This is a genomic window from Flavobacterium sp. ALD4, from assembly GCF_002836475.1.
GTDB lineage: Bacteria > Bacteroidota > Bacteroidia > Flavobacteriales > Flavobacteriaceae > Flavobacterium.
In genome coordinates this window covers 87,344-102,917 of the sequence record NZ_PJBJ01000030.1, presented here as the reverse complement: position 1 = coordinate 102,917, position 15,574 = coordinate 87,344, and the positions used below count along the sequence as shown (strand labels likewise).

Sequence of the window (15,574 nt, the reverse complement as noted above, 5' to 3'; positions counted from 1 at the left end):
AGAAAAAATTAAGATGAAAAAAGATTTTTACGAGATATTAGAGATTTCAAAAAGTGCTGATGCAGCAGCCATTAAGAAAGCGTACAGAAAGAAAGCATTAGAGCATCATCCTGACAAAAATCCTGGAGACAAATCGGCAGAAGATAAGTTCAAAGTAGCTGCTGAAGCCTATGAGGTTTTAAGCGACCCGAACAAAAAAGCGAAATACGATCAATACGGTCATCAAGCTTTTGATGGTTCTGGAGGTTTCGGCGGTGGCGGAGGCGGTCATGCCGGAATGAACATGGACGATATCTTTAGCCAATTTGGTGACATTTTCGGTAGCGCCTTTGGTGGTGGTGGCGGATTTGGAGGCGGAGGCGGAGGTCAACGTAGAACTAAAGGGAGCAACCTACGAATCAAAGTGAAATTGACATTAGAAGAAGTAGCTAATGGTGTTGAGAAAAAAGTAAAAGTAAAACGTAAAGTTCAAGCACCAGGTGTTTCTTATAAAACGTGTTCTACCTGTAATGGTCAAGGACAAGTAATGCGTGTTACCAATACGATTCTGGGAAGAATGCAATCAGCATCTACCTGTCCTACCTGCGGTGGATCAGGTCAGATTTTAGATAAAAAACCTGCAGAGGCAGATTCTCAAGGCATGATTACTGAAGATGAAACGGTTTCTATTAAAATTCCTGCTGGGGTAGTTGACGGGATGCAGTTGAAAGTTTCTGGCAAAGGAAACGATGCTCCGGGAAATAGTGTTCCGGGAGATTTAATTGTAGCAATCGAAGAGTTGGAGCATGAACTTTTGAAGCGTGAAGGAGAGAACTTGCATTACGATTTATACATCAGTTTTCCTGAAGCAGTTCTTGGTATTTCAAAAGATATCGAAGCTATAAACGGAAAAGTAAGAATCAAATTAGAAGAAGGAATTCAATCCGGTAAGATTCTTAGACTTAAAGGAAAAGGTATTCCAAATATAAATGGGTACGCAAGTGGAGATTTGTTAGTGCATGTAAATGTATGGACTCCTAAAACCGTAAGTAAAGAACAAAAAGTGTTTTTCGAAAGCAATATTAGTGATGAACATTTTATTCCAAATCCTGAAAAATCAGATAAATCATTTTTCGAGAAGGTAAAAGACATGTTTTCATAATTTTTATAAAGGTTAAAAATTAAATATAAGTTTCCCATCCTTGTGAAAATAAGGGTGGGTTTTTTTATGTAACAATCATATCTATTTCGATACTAATTATTTACTTTTACACAAATTCAAATTTCAGCATGAGTACCCTACTTGAAGTCAATAAAGTCGTGAAGCAATATGGTGATTACGTAGCGCTTAACGAAGTTTCATTAACAGTTCCTAAAGGCAGTATTTATGGGCTTTTAGGTCCAAATGGTGCCGGAAAAACATCGTTAATAAGAATCATAAATCAAATTACGTTGCCTGATAGTGGTTCCATTATCCTTGATGGTGAAAAATTGCAGCCCAAACACGTACAGTACATAGGCTACCTTCCAGAAGAAAGAGGGTTGTATAACAGTATGAAAGTAGGAGAGCAATGTTTGTATTTGGCACAAATGAAAGGGCTAACAAAAGCAGAAGCTAAAAAACAATTGGAATATTGGTTTGAGAGATTGGAAATTCAAGGATGGTGGAATAAAAAAATTCAAGAACTATCTAAAGGAATGGCTCAAAAAATTCAATTTGTTGTTTGTGTGTTGCACAAACCTAAACTGTTGATTTTTGACGAACCTTTTTCCGGTTTCGACCCTGTGAATGCTAACATAATTAAAGATGAAATTCTGGCGTTGCGAGAAGAGGGCGCTACTATAATATTTTCTACACACCGAATGGAAAGTGTGGAAGAACTGTGTGATCATATTGCATTAATCCACAAATCAAATAAACTGATAGAAGGAAAGTTAGACGATGTCAAAAGACAATTCAAAAGCAATAGCTTTGAGGTTGGTATTGTATCCGATAATGTGGAAGGTCTGATGTATGACATCACCCAAAAATTTACTGTAGGGACGGCCAATTTTAAATCATTAAACAAAGAATTGAAACTGGAAATCCAATTGGGAAATGCCATGCCAAATGAGTTGCTTCATGTTCTGACGCAGCGGGGACAAGTGACCCATTTTGTGGAAAAAATCCCTAGTGTAAATGATATATTTATTCAAACGGTAAGCGATAAGTAAATAATTTTAATGCTATGATTTCTAAATTCTGAAATCAAGTATCAAAAATCATTAATAAAAAATCTAAATGAGCATTATTTCATTAATCATAAAAAGAGAGTTTGTCGCCAAAGTGCGTAATAAATCTTTTATAGTTATGACCTTTTTAAGTCCGCTTCTATTTGTGGGTATTGCCGCATTTGTAGGGTATTTAAGTTCGATGAAAGCAGAAACGAAACGAATTGCAATTCATGACGAATCAGGGTTGTTTGTCAAAGAGTTTATAGCGCAAAACAATTCGAAAAGTGAATATAAATACGTTGATTTATCTTTAATTGATGCGAAATTCCTCAAAGACAGCATCACTAATGAAAGTTATGAAGGGGTATTGTTGATTCCGAATACGTCCAATGTTGCCGATTTTGAAAATAAAATAAAATTTATATCTAATAGCAGCCCCAGTATTGTATTTATTGAAAAGATTCAGGATATTGTTGCTAACAAAATTACTAAAACCAATCTGGAAAAAGCAAATTTGGATACTTTAGCGATTAGAAATGCCCAGTCAAAGGTTAATATTAGCTTGGCGAAAGCTTCAGGAGAGGAAAGTGTAAAAGGACTTAATGAAATAAAAATTGCCATTGGTGGTGGATTTGGATATCTGATTATGATGTTCATTATTATTTATGGTAATATGGTCATGCGAAGTGTGATAGAAGAAAAAACAAATCGTATTATCGAAATAATTATCTCATCGGTAAAGCCGTTTCAGTTGATGATTGGTAAAATTATTGGAACCTCATTAGCAGGTATTCTTCAATTTTTTATATGGGCTTTAATAGGCCTTTCTCTGATGTTTGCCGCTTCTGTATTTTTTGGAGTTAATGTGGGGCCAACAGCAAGGGTGTCACCGGAATTAATGCAGCAGGCGCAGAACGAATTTGCCAGTACTGCTCAAATGTATATCAAGGAGTTATGGAACTTGCCAATAGCGAGTATACTGATAGGGTTTGTAGTTTATTTCATAGGGGGGTATTTTCTATATAGCTCTTTTTATGCTGCAATTGGTGCCGCTGTTGACAATCAAACCGATTCACAACAATTTCTTCTACCTATTATTATGCCTTTAATGCTTAGCGTGTATGTAGGTTTTTTTAGCGTAATTAATGATCCGCATGGTACTATAGCAGTCGTTTTTTCTATGATTCCGCTGACATCACCTATTGTTATGTTAATGCGAATTCCGTTTGGTGTACCTTTGTGGCAAATTGCCATTTCCGTAAGCTTGTTATTTACTACTTTCTTTTCGGTAGTTTGGTTTGCAGCAAAAATATATCGTGTGGGAATTTTGATGTATGGAAAGAAACCTACATGGAAAGAGTTATACAAATGGCTTAAATATTAAAGTTTATGAGGTTGCTCGTTGATTCGTTGATTCGGAACTTCAAAAAGCCAGGTATTAATAATCAAAATAGATATGAGTAAAATATTAATCATAGAAGACGAAGCGGCGATTCGCAGAGTACTTACCAAAATACTTTCTGAGGAGAGCGATACCTATCAGGTGGAAGATGCTGAAGACGGTGTAGTGGGTTATGAAAAGATAAAAAATAACGATTACGATCTTGTTTTGTGCGATATAAAAATGCCAAAAATGGATGGTGTTGAATTGCTTGAAGCGGTCAAAAAAATAAAACCGGAAATTCCAATTGTTATGATCTCTGGGCATGGTGATATGGAAACGGCTATTAATACGATGCGACTCGGTGCATTCGATTATATATCAAAACCACCTGATTTAAATAGATTGTTGAATACGGTTAGAAACGCATTGGACAAAAAACAACTCGTAGTTGAGAATAAGATTTTAAGAAAGAAAGTCAGCAAGAATTACCAGATGATTGGGGATAGCGAAGCAATAGATCACATAAAATTGATGATTGATAAAGTAGCTCAAACAGATGCGCGTGTGCTTATAACGGGGCCAAACGGAACCGGTAAGGAATTAGTTGCGCATCAGTTGCATGAGAAAAGTGAACGCGCTAACTTTCCTTTAATCGAAGTGAATTGTGCTGCGATTCCTTCTGAATTGATAGAGAGTGAATTGTTTGGACACGTAAAAGGGGCCTTTACGTCAGCGGTAAAAGATCGTGCTGGTAAATTTGAAGCTGCAGATAAAGGAACTATTTTCTTAGATGAAATTGGAGACATGAGTCTTTCGGCTCAAGCCAAAGTATTACGTGTGTTACAAGAAAGTGTTATTTCAAGAGTGGGGGCAGAGAAAGATATTAAAGTAGATGTTCGTGTGATGGCGGCTACCAATAAAGATTTGAAAACTGAAATTGCCGAAGGTCGTTTCCGTGAGGATTTATATCACAGACTAGCTGTAATCTTGATAAAAGTGCCTTCCTTGAATGAAAGACGCGAAGATATTCCAAAGCTAATTTCTCATTTTGCAGACAAAATTGCTTCTGAGCAAGGAAATGCAGTGAAGAAATTTTCTGGAGACGCTGTCAAACTTTTGCAGGAATACGATTGGACTGGAAATATTCGTGAATTGCGTAATGTCGTGGAGCGTTTAATTATCCTGGGCGGGAGTGAAATTTCTGAAAATGACGTGAAGTTGTTTGCCAGTAAATAAAAATAACTTAATGATTAAAAAGCAGAACGATTGGGATTCAATTTTTCTGTTTTTTACTCTTTCAATAATAAGAAATGAAATTAAAGAAAATAAACGAAAAGTTACGAGAAGGATTAGTTGAAATCGGTTTAACCCAAGCCAATGCATTACAAAAAGAGACTTTTTCTGCTTTAAAAAGTGGTGCTGACTGTATTATTATCGCACCAAAAGGAAGTGGGAAATCTACAACTATTGTTATCAACGTGATCCAACAATTGGTTTGCGAGGGAGAACAGTCGCCTCGTGCTTTGATTATCGTGGAAGATAAAGCCAAAGTGTTAGAAATGGAAGCCATCTTCGAAAAATTCGAAAGGCATACTGATTTGGTGGTTTACGGAGTGCATGATAGGGGCGATATGGAATATGACAAGAATTATATTTCTGGTGGAGTTGATGTGTTGGTAGGGACACCTAATAAGTTGGGTGAAATGTTTACGACTGCCGGTTTTAATGTAAACAGATTGAAAATGTTTATTATTGATGATGCAGATTCTATTTTAAAATTGCGCCATGAAACTAAACTGATGCGTATGTCAAACAGCATCAATAAAACACAACGAATTATTTTCTCAGAACGACTTACCGACCGAATAGAAAGCCTTGCCGATAAAATGATGGTAGAGCCCTATCTATTTGAAATTGAAGAAGCTGAAGAAGAGGATGAGGAAGAAGAGGAAACAAAATAACATAAAATAAATAAGATGGGATTAATGAAAGTGTTTTCAGGAAGCGAAATATTGGCAATGGCTTTAAAAGAAAAAATTGAAGCGATAGGTGTTGATACAGTCATGAAGGATAATATTCAATCTGCTAGATTAGCCGGTTTTGGAAGCTCGGGTTCTGCTGTGGAGGTTTTTATACAAGAAACTGATTTTGCAAAGGCAAACCCGGTTATTGAGGAATTTAGGTTAAGTATTTAAAGGACCGATGATTTAAAAAAGAAAACCCTGGGTAGCTATTATGGTATCAGGGTTTTCTTTTTTAATGGGTTTATCATAATTATAAAAGATAAATGAAATATAAGATGCTGGTTATAGACATGGATGATACCTTGTTGACAGACGACCATACAATTTCGGAAGAAAATAAAGAGATGCTTTTTAAAGCTCAGGAAAAAGGGGTTTATGTTATTTTGGCATCAGGGAGACCAACGCCTGCAATGATAGCGTATGCCAGAGAATTGAAAATGGACAATTCGTACATGATCTCTTATAATGGTGCTGTAATTACAGATTTAAAGGAGGATAAAGTAATTTTTGAGCAGACCTTGACTAAGGAACAAATTCACGAATTATATGAATATAGCCTAAAAAGTAAAACCCATATCATTACGTATATTGATGGTAAAGTAGTGAGCGAAACGAATTCAGAATACATCGATATTGAGCTTAATATTACAGGTTTAGTGCATAATAAAGTGGTGGATTTCAGGGCAGCCGTTAATTCATCGGCTGTAAAATGTATTTTATTGGAAGAGCCAAGTTATCTAAAAGAAGTAGAAAAAGACTTGAAATTGGCCATGCCTCATTTGAGCGTCAGCATGTCAAAGCCTTTTTTCCTGGAAGTGGCACAAACTGGTATAGACAAAGCGGCAAGTATAAGAATATTGGCAGAGAAACTAGGTATTCACCAAAGTGAAATCATAGCTGTTGGGAACGCAGGGAATGACTTGACGATGATTGAATATGCAGGACTAGGTGTTTGGGTCGATAATGTCACTCCTGAATTGAGAGACAGAGCTAATGTTATTGTAGCTTCAAATAATAATCATGGTGTTGCTGAGGTTGTACGTAGATTTATTTTGAATTAACGATTTTATTTCTTTTTCTTAGGTGGTTTGCAACTTTTACAAAAATCAGGATAGTTCTGAATTTGTTTTGATACTTCGGTATGCAGCGCAGTTAGTTTCACTGTGTCAAGGCCTAGATTAGTTGTTTTTGTTGCCATGGCATGCTCTTCGGCATATTTATTTTGTATTTGGTCATATATAACTTTTAAAAAACTGACATCAGAAAAAGTTCCTTTCTGCTCGTAGATTTCTTTACGCAATTTACGGGCATAGAGTTCAGATAAGTCAAATTCATAACGCGCAAAATCCAGTAGTTTGTTAGCCGTAATTGTATCTGGAGCGATTAAAGATCCTGCATCTCGTTGGAAAGAGCAGTTTACTTTCGAATTGAAGTTTTTGGTAAACATAAACTCTACATTATTCATCATGAATCCAAAATCAAGGCTTGAAGCAGTATGTATACTGGTAATGCTAACCTCAGCTCCTATTTGAGTGGCTTTTGATTGAAAATCTGTTAATTGTAGTTGGTAGGTACCATCCCATTCAATACTATTTTGAGCATTTGTGGTTAGCACCTGAAAAAGAAGAAAGAATATAATAGCTTTTTTCATTTGAGTGTTACGATTTAGGGATGTTCTTTTTTACTTTTTTCAAGCTCAATAAATTCAACGGGTTAATTCCTAATCCAGAAACATCTTTTCTGGTGAATCGAGCAACCTTGTCATAAAACAAAGGAATTATTGGCGCTTCATCAATAATGATTTTGTCCATTTTCTGATACAAAACAAAACGTTTTTGGTCATTAGTTTCCTTAAAAGCCTGTTCGTATAGACGATCGAATTCCTCATTTTTAAAATGAGTGTAGTTTGGGCCATCCGGAGAGAAGTTTTTACTGTAAAACAGGGATAAATAATTCTCGGCATCGGGATAATCAGCAATCCAGCTCGCTCTGAAAAAAGAAACTTTTCCGGTAGAAATGGCTTGGCGTAAAGTGGAAGGAGGGCTGATATCTACTTGTACATCTAATCCTATTTTTTGCCACTCCCTTTGTAAAAACTCTCCAATGTCGACATAAGACGCATTAGTGCTTAGCTGAATTACGGGGTTTTTATCACCTGTGGCTTTCTTATACTCACTCACCAACTCTTTTGCTTTTTCGCTATCGTAGGTGTATCCTTTGGCATTATTAAAACTAGGTAAGCCTGTAGGGATGATTCCGTTTACTGCTGGGGTTCCCATATTATTTCGCAAATAGGTAATCATTTTTTGCCGGTCGAAACCGTAATTCATCGCTTGACGAATGCGTAAGTCTAATACGGCTTTATTGTCGCCGTCCATACGGAAACCTAAATATTCAGTATTCAGATAGGGTCCGGTGATTAAGTTAACTTCGTCTTTGTATTTGGGCTGCAATTCTCCTGTTTGTGTTAGAATATCATCTTTATAGGAAGGGTCTAGGCCTGAAGTGAAATCTAATTTTCCTTGTATAAATTGTAAAAAACCACTTTGCTTATCCGGTAAAAAGGTAATGGCAACGGCTTCCAAGTAAGGCAGTGCATTTCCTTTCTCGTCTTTTTCATAAAACAAGGGATTTTTGCGCAAAACTAGTTTTACATTTTCTTCCCATAATTTCATTTGGAAAGGGCCAGTTCCTATTGGGTGAGATCGAAAGTCGCTACCATAATGAGAAACGACTTCTTTAGGTACTACGGAGGCATATTTCATAGTCATTAGCCCTAAGAAAGCGGGGAAAGGCTTGATCAGTTTGATTTGAAAAACGCTGTCATTTTCTGCTTTGAAGCTGGCTACGTTTTGTAAAACCCAACCGCCGGGAGAAGCTACTTTTTCATCGAGTAATCGGTTGAGGCTGTATTCAAAATCAGATGCATTTACGGTTCTCGTACTGTCCTTGCCAAATAAAATGTGCTTTTGGAAATAGATGTCCATTCGCAAGGTAAAAGTATAGGTTTTTGCATCGGGAGAAACAGACCAAGATTTAGCTATATCGGGTTGTATATTTAATTTTTCGTCCAATTGGAGTAAACCATTGAAAATGTGATTGCAAGCCCATATATTCGATTGTACTTTTGAGAAAGCAGGGTCAAGCGAAGTGATATTAGAGCTTTCATTGTAACGAAAAACAAGATGATCTTTATTTTTTGTACTGTCTTTTCCACAAGAAGCAAATGTTAATACAATACAAAGCGTTGATATATAGGTAATTATTGATTTCATTTTAAAGAATATTGTACGTAAATTTGCAAACTCTTTTTACAAAGATGTAAATATAATAAGTTACTACTAAAAACGTAGTTTATCCCTATGGAAAACAGAAAAAAAGTTGCCTTTTATACGCTTGGATGCAAACTGAATTTTTCAGAAACCTCTACTATTGCGAGAAACTTTCAGGACGAAGGTTTTGACCGTGTTGATTTTGAAGAAGTCGCTGATATGTATGTGATTAATACGTGCTCGGTTACTGAAAATGCAGACAAGCAGTTTAAACAAGTGGTCAAAAAAGCAATGAAGCTCAACAATAAAGCTTTTGTAGCCGCTGTGGGTTGTTATGCGCAGTTGAAACCGGAAGAATTAGCAGCAGTTGATGGAGTTGATTTGGTTCTGGGAGCTACAGAGAAATTTAAAATTACCGATTATATTAATGATTTGTCTAAAAATGATTTTGGTGAAGTACATTCTTGCGAGATAGCTGATGCTGATTTCTATGTGGGAAGTTACTCGATAGGCGATAGAACCCGTGCTTTCTTGAAGGTGCAGGATGGTTGTGATTACAAATGTACGTATTGTACGATTCCACTTGCTAGAGGGATTTCCAGAAGTGATGAATTGGAAAATGTTTTAAAAAATGCTTACGAAATTTCGCAGCAGAACATCAAAGAAATTGTTCTTACCGGTGTGAATATTGGGGATTACGGAAAAGGGGAATTTGGAAACAAAAAACATGAACATACGTTCTTGGAATTGGTTCAGGAATTGGACAAAGTAGAAGGGATAGAGCGTTTGCGAATTTCGTCCATTGAACCTAATTTATTGAAAAATGAAACGATAGAATTTGTTTCGAAAAGCAGAACTTTTGTACCGCATTTTCATATCCCATTGCAATCTGGAAGTAACGATATTCTGAAATTAATGAAGCGTCGTTACCAGCGCGAAATATATACTGAAAGAGTAAATAAAATTAGAGAAGTGATGCCTCATGCCTGTATTGGTGTGGATGTGATTGTTGGCTTTCCCGGTGAAACCGATGAGCATTTTTTGGAAACCTATCGTTATTTGAATGAAATGGATATTTCTTATTTGCATGTATTCAAGTATTCTGAACGTGATAATACTGAAGCTGCGGAAATGGCGGGTGTGGTGCCTGAAAATGTCCGTGTGAAAAGAAGTAAAATGATGCGTGGATTATCGGTTAAAAAACGCCGCGCTTTTTATGAAAGCCAGTTGGAAAGTACGAGAACAGTTCTTTTTGAAAGCGAAAATAAAGAGGGTTACATTCATGGTTTTACAGAAAACTACGTTAAAGTAAAAACACCATGGAATCCGGAATTAGTGAATACCTTGCATGAAATCAACTTAACTACAATTGATACTGATGGCAGTGTTAGAATGGAATTTGTAGCGATTGAGGTGTAGGTACTTTAAAATAATTTAAAGTTTAAACTATTAAACCATTAAGAGATTAAGGTAAAACTTAATCTTTCAATGGTTTTTTATTTAAGTCAAGATTGTATTTGACTTGTGGCCATTTGACTATTTGACAATTCCCTTAATTATTTATGGGTTTGTTGACCAAATGCCTGCATCTTTAATAAATACGCGTCGGTTTAACTTTAACTGAGCGATGATTAATTCGGCTACATCTTCAGCTTGCATTACGTTTTCAGGATTACCATCTGTTAGTTTTAAATCTTTGGCCATTTCAGTGCCAACCGTGCTCGGAGTTAAGGCAGTGACGCGAATGTTATGTTTTCGAACTTCCTGCATTAAGGATTCTGTTAGTCCTAAAACAGCAAATTTAGATGCACTGTACGCGCTGGTTAATGCATTTCCTTTCAATCCTGCAGTCGAGGAAATGTTTATGATATCTCCAGTTTGTCTTTCAATCATGTTAGGTAAGACCGCGCGGGTAGTATAGTAGGTTCCCATTAAGTTCACCTGAATGATACGCTCCCATGCTTTAGGTTCGAGTTCTAGAAATTTACCAAAAGCGGCAATTCCGGCATTATTAATTAATATATCAATTGTTTTAAATTTATCCAAGGCTTGTGCCACGGCTTTATCTACCGAACAAATATCGGAGACATCAGCTGTAAGTGTCAATGATTTTATTCCTAAGTTATTAACCTCCGTTGCTACCTCGTCCAAATCAGATTGGGTACGGGACACTAAAATTACATTCACGCCTTCTTTCGCCAAAGCAATAGCGATTGCTTTTCCAATTCCTTTTCCGGCACCTGTAATTAGCGCATTTTTATTTTTTAAGTCAGTCATGTTATTTTTGTTTATGAATTATTTTTAAGAGTATTGATGTTTTCTATTGTGTTTGGCCAGTTTTTACAAGCAAAGCAATTAAGTCCCATAAGAAATGACAAATTATTAAAATTTTAATATTTCTGTATTTTTGGTAATGAACTCCAAATACAAGCCCTATTAGAATGGGGCCAATTATTTGAATACTAGTTCCGTAACCATAATGTATAAGTCCAAAAAATATGCTTGATATAATGACTGATAAATTTTTATTTTTTAACAGAATTTCCAATCTTGGTAGTAAATAGCCTCTAAAGATTATTTCTTCAGTAATTCCAGCAGTTAAACAAGTGAAAACAAGTAGAAGTCGATTTTTTTTAAAAACTTGAACAAGAACTTTCATCTTTTCACTGTCAATATTTGAATCGGCTAATTTAAAGGTTAAGCTTAAAGCGAATACTACCAAGATCAAAACTAGCATTGTTGAGATAATTGATTTTATATAAAACCCTAATGCATATTTTTTTTCTTTCCATAATAGCAAAGGTCGCTTTTCTATTATAATGGCATACATATAGACGAACAGTAAACAAAACCAGATCGCTATTCTCGTGAAAAAAAACGATGTTTCATGATTAGAACTGTTTAGATTAAATAATTGGTTTGATAATACAGCAGTACTTAATAGTAATATCAATAAAAAGAAAATACTACCAAGTGAAGGTGAGTTTTTTTTTAATTTTTTAGCTAAGTCAGTCAATTTTCACCGTAATAAGTCAATTACAAATTTTATTTTTCTTTAAGCAAAGTTAAGCCATTCTTTTTTTTAATGGCAAAACAGAAAGCAAAAAAAAAGTTAATTTCGACTAGGTCTAAACATTTAAATTAGATAAATAATTCAAATAATTATATAACATTTTAAATGTTAAAATAGATCAATTTTGTAGTATAAATTGTAACTATGAAAAAATTAGCCCTTCTTTTGAATATTAGTGTCATGATTCTTATAGTTTCATGCAAACAACAGGATAATGTTGAAAGCGTGGAAAGCGTGGAAAGTGTTCCGGTCATCACACGACAAGAACCGAAGAGTGTTTCTTATCATCTAGAAAACACGAAACAATGGTTAGCTGCACATGCAGGCGATGACAAAATGCTTGGTATAGCTTATGCTGTTAACCGAACCGATGCTACCAATCTGAAGCAAATGGATTCGATCTTAATTCCGGGGGATATGAGCGGAGATATTGAGTTCTATCTACCATTTCCATTGACAGTTTCGTACTTAAAAGACGTAAAAAAAATCATATTTTTTTCGTACCCGACACAAACATTTGCCGCTTATGAAAAAGGACAGTTGACTTATGCTGGACCCACTAATATGGGGAGTGAAAAATACAAAACACCAACGGGACTCTTCTTTACGAATTGGAAAGCAGAGGAAACTACAAGTACATTTGATGATGAGTGGGATTTGCGTTGGAACTTCAACGTAGAAAATAAACTGGGTGTGGGATGGCATGAATATAGCTTACCGGGTTATCCGGCCTCTCATTCTTGTTTGAGACTTCAGGAGAAAGATGCTAAACTTTTATATGAGTGGGCTGATGAGTGGCAATTAGCCGATTCAGAAACGGTTAAAGTAAAAGGGACTCCTGTAATTGTTTTTGGTAGTTATGATTTTATAGCGCCTAAACCATGGTTGCAATTAGTTGCTAATCAGAAGGCATTAGATATTTCAGAAAAGGAAATTGAGGAACAAACCACGCCTTTTCTAAGTGATATTCTAAAAGAGCAGAAGAACCGGGAAACGGTTCAGACTACTAAATTATAGAAATAACCTTCTGTTTCGTTAGTTGAGTTCTACACTTAGTTTGTAAATGGTGCTTTCTAAAGTATCCTTGTTCTCACAAAGGAGAAACTGGATTTGGTTCTTGTTTTTTGAAAATAAGGTTAGCCCTTTAAATTTATTTGTGGGGCTAATTTTTTTTGTAAAATCTATTTTCATCGTTTCAATGTCAATGCGACCAATAACAGTTCCCAGAATTTCGCCATCTTCATAAGTAGAGGCGGTGTTTTCGGCTGTGGCTAAGAAATAAATTTTTCCATCAATCAGGACTGCATCAGTAAAACTGGTACGAACCCCTTTTATTTTTGGGAGCTTGTAATCGTTAGAAAGAAGACTGAATTCTTCGTTTAATTTTTTAGCTTGAAGAGTGAAAATAACATTTTTGTTTTCGCTCCCATTACCACGGTTGAATAAATACCAGTTTTCGCCATCATAAATAACGCCTTCTAAATTAAAATCTTCCGATTTGATGTATCCAAAACTTTGCATGACTGCATATAAATCAACCAGATTATTAGTCATGGTTTTCTTTCTTGTTTTTAAATCAAATTCGACCATCGCATTCCTTTGTGCGGTGGAGCCTGAGCCAAAGATATAGAGTGTGTCTTGAAAATGAGTTAGAGATTCAAAGTCGTGTTTGTCCTTTTTTAGAATGTTTTGACTCGGATTTTGCAGGAGTGGGTATTTGTTGAGGCTAGTATCAGTGAGGTTGTATTCGTATAAAAAGCTACTGTTGTCGCCAATTAAATAGAGAAAATGGTCTTGGAAGAAAAGTCCAGATGCGGCACCAATACCTATAATACTTGTGAATAATTCTAATGTAATTTTTTTCATAATTAGATGTTGAAAACGTAAACCCCTAGCCCAGATAGCAGCGAAAATCCTATTGTGCCAGGTCCCGAAGCTTCGGGGGCGGCACAATAGATTGAAGTGGATAGCTGGAAAAAGCTCCAAAAAATTATCAAGAGTAGTCCTGATTATTCGTTATATTTGAGAAAGTAAAGATAAAGTATTCCCTATGAAATCAATTAATCTGGAAGATTTTAAAGTTAATAACAAGATAGAGTTGTCAAAACTTCCGACTAATTTAGATAGTGGTGCGAGTGATGACAAAAAAAAGGATAAATTAGAGGATATCATCGATAAGTTGAGTGATTTGCAGGATACGATGTACGCCCACAACAGGTATGGGGTTTTGATATGTTTGCAGGGCATGGATACTTCAGGGAAAGACAGTTTGATTCGAGAAGTTTTTAAGTACTTTAATTCGCGAGGGGTTGTGGTGCATAGTTTTAAAACACCTAATTCGAACGAGCTGGAACATGATTATTTATGGCGCCATTATTTGGCATTACCGGAAAAAGGAAAATTTGCCGTTTTTAATAGAACGCATTATGAGAATGTACTAGTTACCAGGGTGCATCCTGAATATATTTTAAATGAAAACTTACCGGGGATAGAAGACGTTTCATCGATTACACCTGCCTTTTGGGAAAACAGGATGGAGCAAATTAGGAATTTTGAGAAACACATTACCCAAAACGGAACTATTATTCTGAAATTCTTTCTCCATATGAGCAAAGAGGAGCAAAGAGCGCGCTTATTGAGACGTTTAGAAGAAAAAAAACACAATTGGAAGTTCTCCGTCGGGGATCTTAAAGAAAGAGAGCGTTGGGATGATTATATGCGTTATTATGAAGAAGCGATAAACAATACTTCTACGGCGTATGCGCCTTGGTACGTAATTCCTGCAGACGATAAAGAAATGTGCCGCTATATCGTGGGTAAAATTATTTGGGAGGAAATGCAAAAACATACGGATATTCAAATGCCGGAAATGGATGATGAAATTCAGGAAAACATTGAGTTATACAAAGATATTTTGGCAAAAGAATAAAAAAAATGCTCTGAAATTCAGAGCATTTTTTTTACTAATTCAAAAGAATATTATAGTTTAAAACCATAAGCTACACGAAGCGCTATCTGGTTTGTATCATATTCTGTATATGCTTCATAACGCACACTTACGTCAATATCTTTAGTAGCATATCCAAGACCTGGAGCCCATAAGTACGTATTTTTTTTGTTTACATCAGTGTTTGTTACCGCTAGCCCACCACCTATTTCACCTAACACATAAAATTGGTCTTCCCATACGAATGCCTTGAAACCAGCTTTTACTGGAATGAAACCTAAATCTTTAACACCGTTGTTAATAAACAAGTTAGTAAAACCAGTAGTTAAAGTTAAAGATGTTCTTTCAGATAAGTCATATTGAAGTCTAACATCAGCACCTAAAGAATAGTTGTAAAAATCTGTATTCGTAGGTACCCCTCCATTAAGACCTATCCCTAAACGGAATCCTTGATCGTAATTTTTCACTTCTTTTGTTTCTTGAGCTTGTACATTACTTGCAAACATCATTGTGATTGCTAAAGCGAATACCATTTTAATTTTTCCTGCAGTTTTCATAATATGAATTATATTGTTAAATAAAATTTCGTCTTTTCGGGTTGTTTAAATACCATCAAGGTGACTGGTGCAAATGTATATCGATGAAAAGCTTGAAAAGTTATAGAATTATCTGATTTTCTTA

General features: G+C 35.6%; 16 protein-coding genes. 10 read left to right on the top strand and 6 right to left on the bottom strand.

Translation table 11 applies throughout. The features are described from left to right. The first annotated feature begins 13 nt into the window (after positions 1–13). From dnaJ to CXF59_RS09075, 7 genes are all read left to right on the top strand, one after another. Entirely contained in the window at positions 14–1,141 is a 1,128-nt protein-coding gene (gene dnaJ / locus CXF59_RS09105) for a molecular chaperone DnaJ (RefSeq protein ID WP_101137507.1), read from the top strand. Positions 1,142–1,269: 128 nt separating this feature from the next. Continuing rightward, complete coding sequence (locus CXF59_RS09100) at positions 1,270–2,193, top strand: ABC transporter ATP-binding protein (protein ID WP_101137506.1); 924 nt, start codon at positions 1,270–1,272, stop codon at positions 2,191–2,193. A 67-nt stretch (positions 2,194–2,260) separates the two neighbouring features. Then, the gene (locus CXF59_RS09095; protein WP_101137505.1) at positions 2,261–3,577 is read left to right on the top strand and encodes an ABC transporter permease; all 1,317 of its coding nucleotides are present in this window, start codon (positions 2,261–2,263) and stop codon (positions 3,575–3,577) included. Positions 3,578–3,649: 72 nt separating this feature from the next. Further along, the gene (locus CXF59_RS09090; RefSeq protein WP_101137504.1) at positions 3,650–4,813 is read left to right on the top strand and encodes a sigma-54 dependent transcriptional regulator; all 1,164 of its coding nucleotides are present in this window, start codon (positions 3,650–3,652) and stop codon (positions 4,811–4,813) included. A gap of 74 nt (positions 4,814–4,887) precedes the next feature. Beyond that, complete coding sequence (locus CXF59_RS09085) at positions 4,888–5,538, top strand: DEAD/DEAH box helicase (protein WP_101137503.1); 651 nt, start codon at positions 4,888–4,890, stop codon at positions 5,536–5,538. A 15-nt stretch (positions 5,539–5,553) separates the two neighbouring features. Continuing rightward, positions 5,554–5,772 (top strand): putative signal transducing protein, encoded by a 219-nt coding sequence (locus tag CXF59_RS09080; RefSeq protein WP_101137502.1) that lies wholly within the window; start codon positions 5,554–5,556, stop codon positions 5,770–5,772. A 92-nt stretch (positions 5,773–5,864) separates the two neighbouring features. Further along, positions 5,865–6,662, top strand: a complete 798-nt coding sequence (locus CXF59_RS09075; protein ID WP_101137501.1) for a Cof-type HAD-IIB family hydrolase — start codon at positions 5,865–5,867, stop codon at positions 6,660–6,662. A gap of 5 nt (positions 6,663–6,667) precedes the next feature. Here CXF59_RS09075 and CXF59_RS09070 read toward each other — a convergent pair whose 3' ends face one another. Further along, entirely contained in the window at positions 6,668–7,252 is a 585-nt protein-coding gene (locus CXF59_RS09070; RefSeq protein WP_101137500.1) for a hypothetical protein, read from the bottom strand. 7 nt (positions 7,253–7,259) lie between these two features. Next, on the bottom strand, positions 7,260–8,876 hold the full coding sequence (locus CXF59_RS09065; protein WP_101137499.1) for an ABC transporter substrate-binding protein: 1,617 nt from the start codon (positions 8,874–8,876) through the stop codon (positions 7,260–7,262). Positions 8,877–8,963: 87 nt separating this feature from the next. Here CXF59_RS09065 and mtaB point away from each other — a divergent pair, with 87 nt between their 5' ends. Beyond that, positions 8,964–10,292, top strand: a complete 1,329-nt coding sequence (gene mtaB / locus CXF59_RS09060; RefSeq protein ID WP_101137498.1) for a tRNA (N(6)-L-threonylcarbamoyladenosine(37)-C(2))-methylthiotransferase MtaB — start codon at positions 8,964–8,966, stop codon at positions 10,290–10,292. A 141-nt stretch (positions 10,293–10,433) separates the two neighbouring features. On the opposite strand, the gene CXF59_RS09055 is transcribed toward mtaB, so the two are convergent. Both CXF59_RS09055 and CXF59_RS09050 read right to left on the bottom strand, forming a co-directional pair. Further along, on the bottom strand, positions 10,434–11,150 hold the full coding sequence (locus tag CXF59_RS09055; protein WP_101137497.1) for a 3-ketoacyl-ACP reductase: 717 nt from the start codon (positions 11,148–11,150) through the stop codon (positions 10,434–10,436). 43 nt (positions 11,151–11,193) lie between these two features. Next, entirely contained in the window at positions 11,194–11,703 is a 510-nt protein-coding gene (locus tag CXF59_RS09050; protein ID WP_157824554.1) for a CPBP family intramembrane glutamic endopeptidase, read from the bottom strand. 387 nt (positions 11,704–12,090) lie between these two features. On the opposite strand from CXF59_RS09050, the gene CXF59_RS09045 reads away from it, so the two are divergent. Beyond that, entirely contained in the window at positions 12,091–12,963 is an 873-nt protein-coding gene (locus CXF59_RS09045) for a L,D-transpeptidase (RefSeq protein ID WP_101137495.1), read from the top strand. 18 nt (positions 12,964–12,981) lie between these two features. Here the strand turns inward: CXF59_RS09045 and CXF59_RS09040 are convergent, their stop codons facing one another. Next, entirely contained in the window at positions 12,982–13,812 is an 831-nt protein-coding gene (locus CXF59_RS09040) for a hypothetical protein (RefSeq protein WP_101137494.1), read from the bottom strand. 184 nt (positions 13,813–13,996) lie between these two features. Between CXF59_RS09040 and CXF59_RS09035 the strand changes: the two genes are divergently transcribed. Further along, on the top strand, positions 13,997–14,875 hold the full coding sequence (locus CXF59_RS09035) for a PPK2 family polyphosphate kinase (protein ID WP_101137493.1): 879 nt from the start codon (positions 13,997–13,999) through the stop codon (positions 14,873–14,875). 50 nt (positions 14,876–14,925) lie between these two features. Here the strand turns inward: CXF59_RS09035 and CXF59_RS09030 are convergent, their stop codons facing one another. After that, the gene (locus CXF59_RS09030; RefSeq protein WP_101137492.1) at positions 14,926–15,450 is read right to left on the bottom strand and encodes a hypothetical protein; all 525 of its coding nucleotides are present in this window, start codon (positions 15,448–15,450) and stop codon (positions 14,926–14,928) included. Positions 15,451–15,574: the final 124 nt, after the last annotated feature.

Coding starts and splice junctions, on each gene's coding strand:
- dnaJ (WP_101137507.1), top strand. CDS start 14: ATGAAAAAAGATTTTTACGAGATATTAGAGATTTCAAAAAGTGCTGAT.
- CXF59_RS09100 (WP_101137506.1), top strand. CDS start 1,270: ATGAGTACCCTACTTGAAGTCAATAAAGTCGTGAAGCAATATGGTGAT.
- CXF59_RS09095 (WP_101137505.1), top strand. CDS start 2,261: ATGAGCATTATTTCATTAATCATAAAAAGAGAGTTTGTCGCCAAAGTG.
- CXF59_RS09090 (WP_101137504.1), top strand. CDS start 3,650: ATGAGTAAAATATTAATCATAGAAGACGAAGCGGCGATTCGCAGAGTA.
- CXF59_RS09085 (WP_101137503.1), top strand. CDS start 4,888: ATGAAATTAAAGAAAATAAACGAAAAGTTACGAGAAGGATTAGTTGAA.
- CXF59_RS09080 (WP_101137502.1), top strand. CDS start 5,554: ATGGGATTAATGAAAGTGTTTTCAGGAAGCGAAATATTGGCAATGGCT.
- CXF59_RS09075 (WP_101137501.1), top strand. CDS start 5,865: ATGAAATATAAGATGCTGGTTATAGACATGGATGATACCTTGTTGACA.
- CXF59_RS09070 (WP_101137500.1), bottom strand. CDS start 7,252: ATGAAAAAAGCTATTATATTCTTTCTTCTTTTTCAGGTGCTAACCACA.
- CXF59_RS09065 (WP_101137499.1), bottom strand. CDS start 8,876: ATGAAATCAATAATTACCTATATATCAACGCTTTGTATTGTATTAACA.
- mtaB (WP_101137498.1), top strand. CDS start 8,964: ATGGAAAACAGAAAAAAAGTTGCCTTTTATACGCTTGGATGCAAACTG.
- CXF59_RS09055 (WP_101137497.1), bottom strand. CDS start 11,150: ATGACTGACTTAAAAAATAAAAATGCGCTAATTACAGGTGCCGGAAAA.
- CXF59_RS09050 (WP_157824554.1), bottom strand. CDS start 11,703: ATGTATGCCATTATAATAGAAAAGCGACCTTTGCTATTATGGAAAGAA.
- CXF59_RS09045 (WP_101137495.1), top strand. CDS start 12,091: ATGAAAAAATTAGCCCTTCTTTTGAATATTAGTGTCATGATTCTTATA.
- CXF59_RS09040 (WP_101137494.1), bottom strand. CDS start 13,812: ATGAAAAAAATTACATTAGAATTATTCACAAGTATTATAGGTATTGGT.
- CXF59_RS09035 (WP_101137493.1), top strand. CDS start 13,997: ATGAAATCAATTAATCTGGAAGATTTTAAAGTTAATAACAAGATAGAG.
- CXF59_RS09030 (WP_101137492.1), bottom strand. CDS start 15,450: ATGAAAACTGCAGGAAAAATTAAAATGGTATTCGCTTTAGCAATCACA.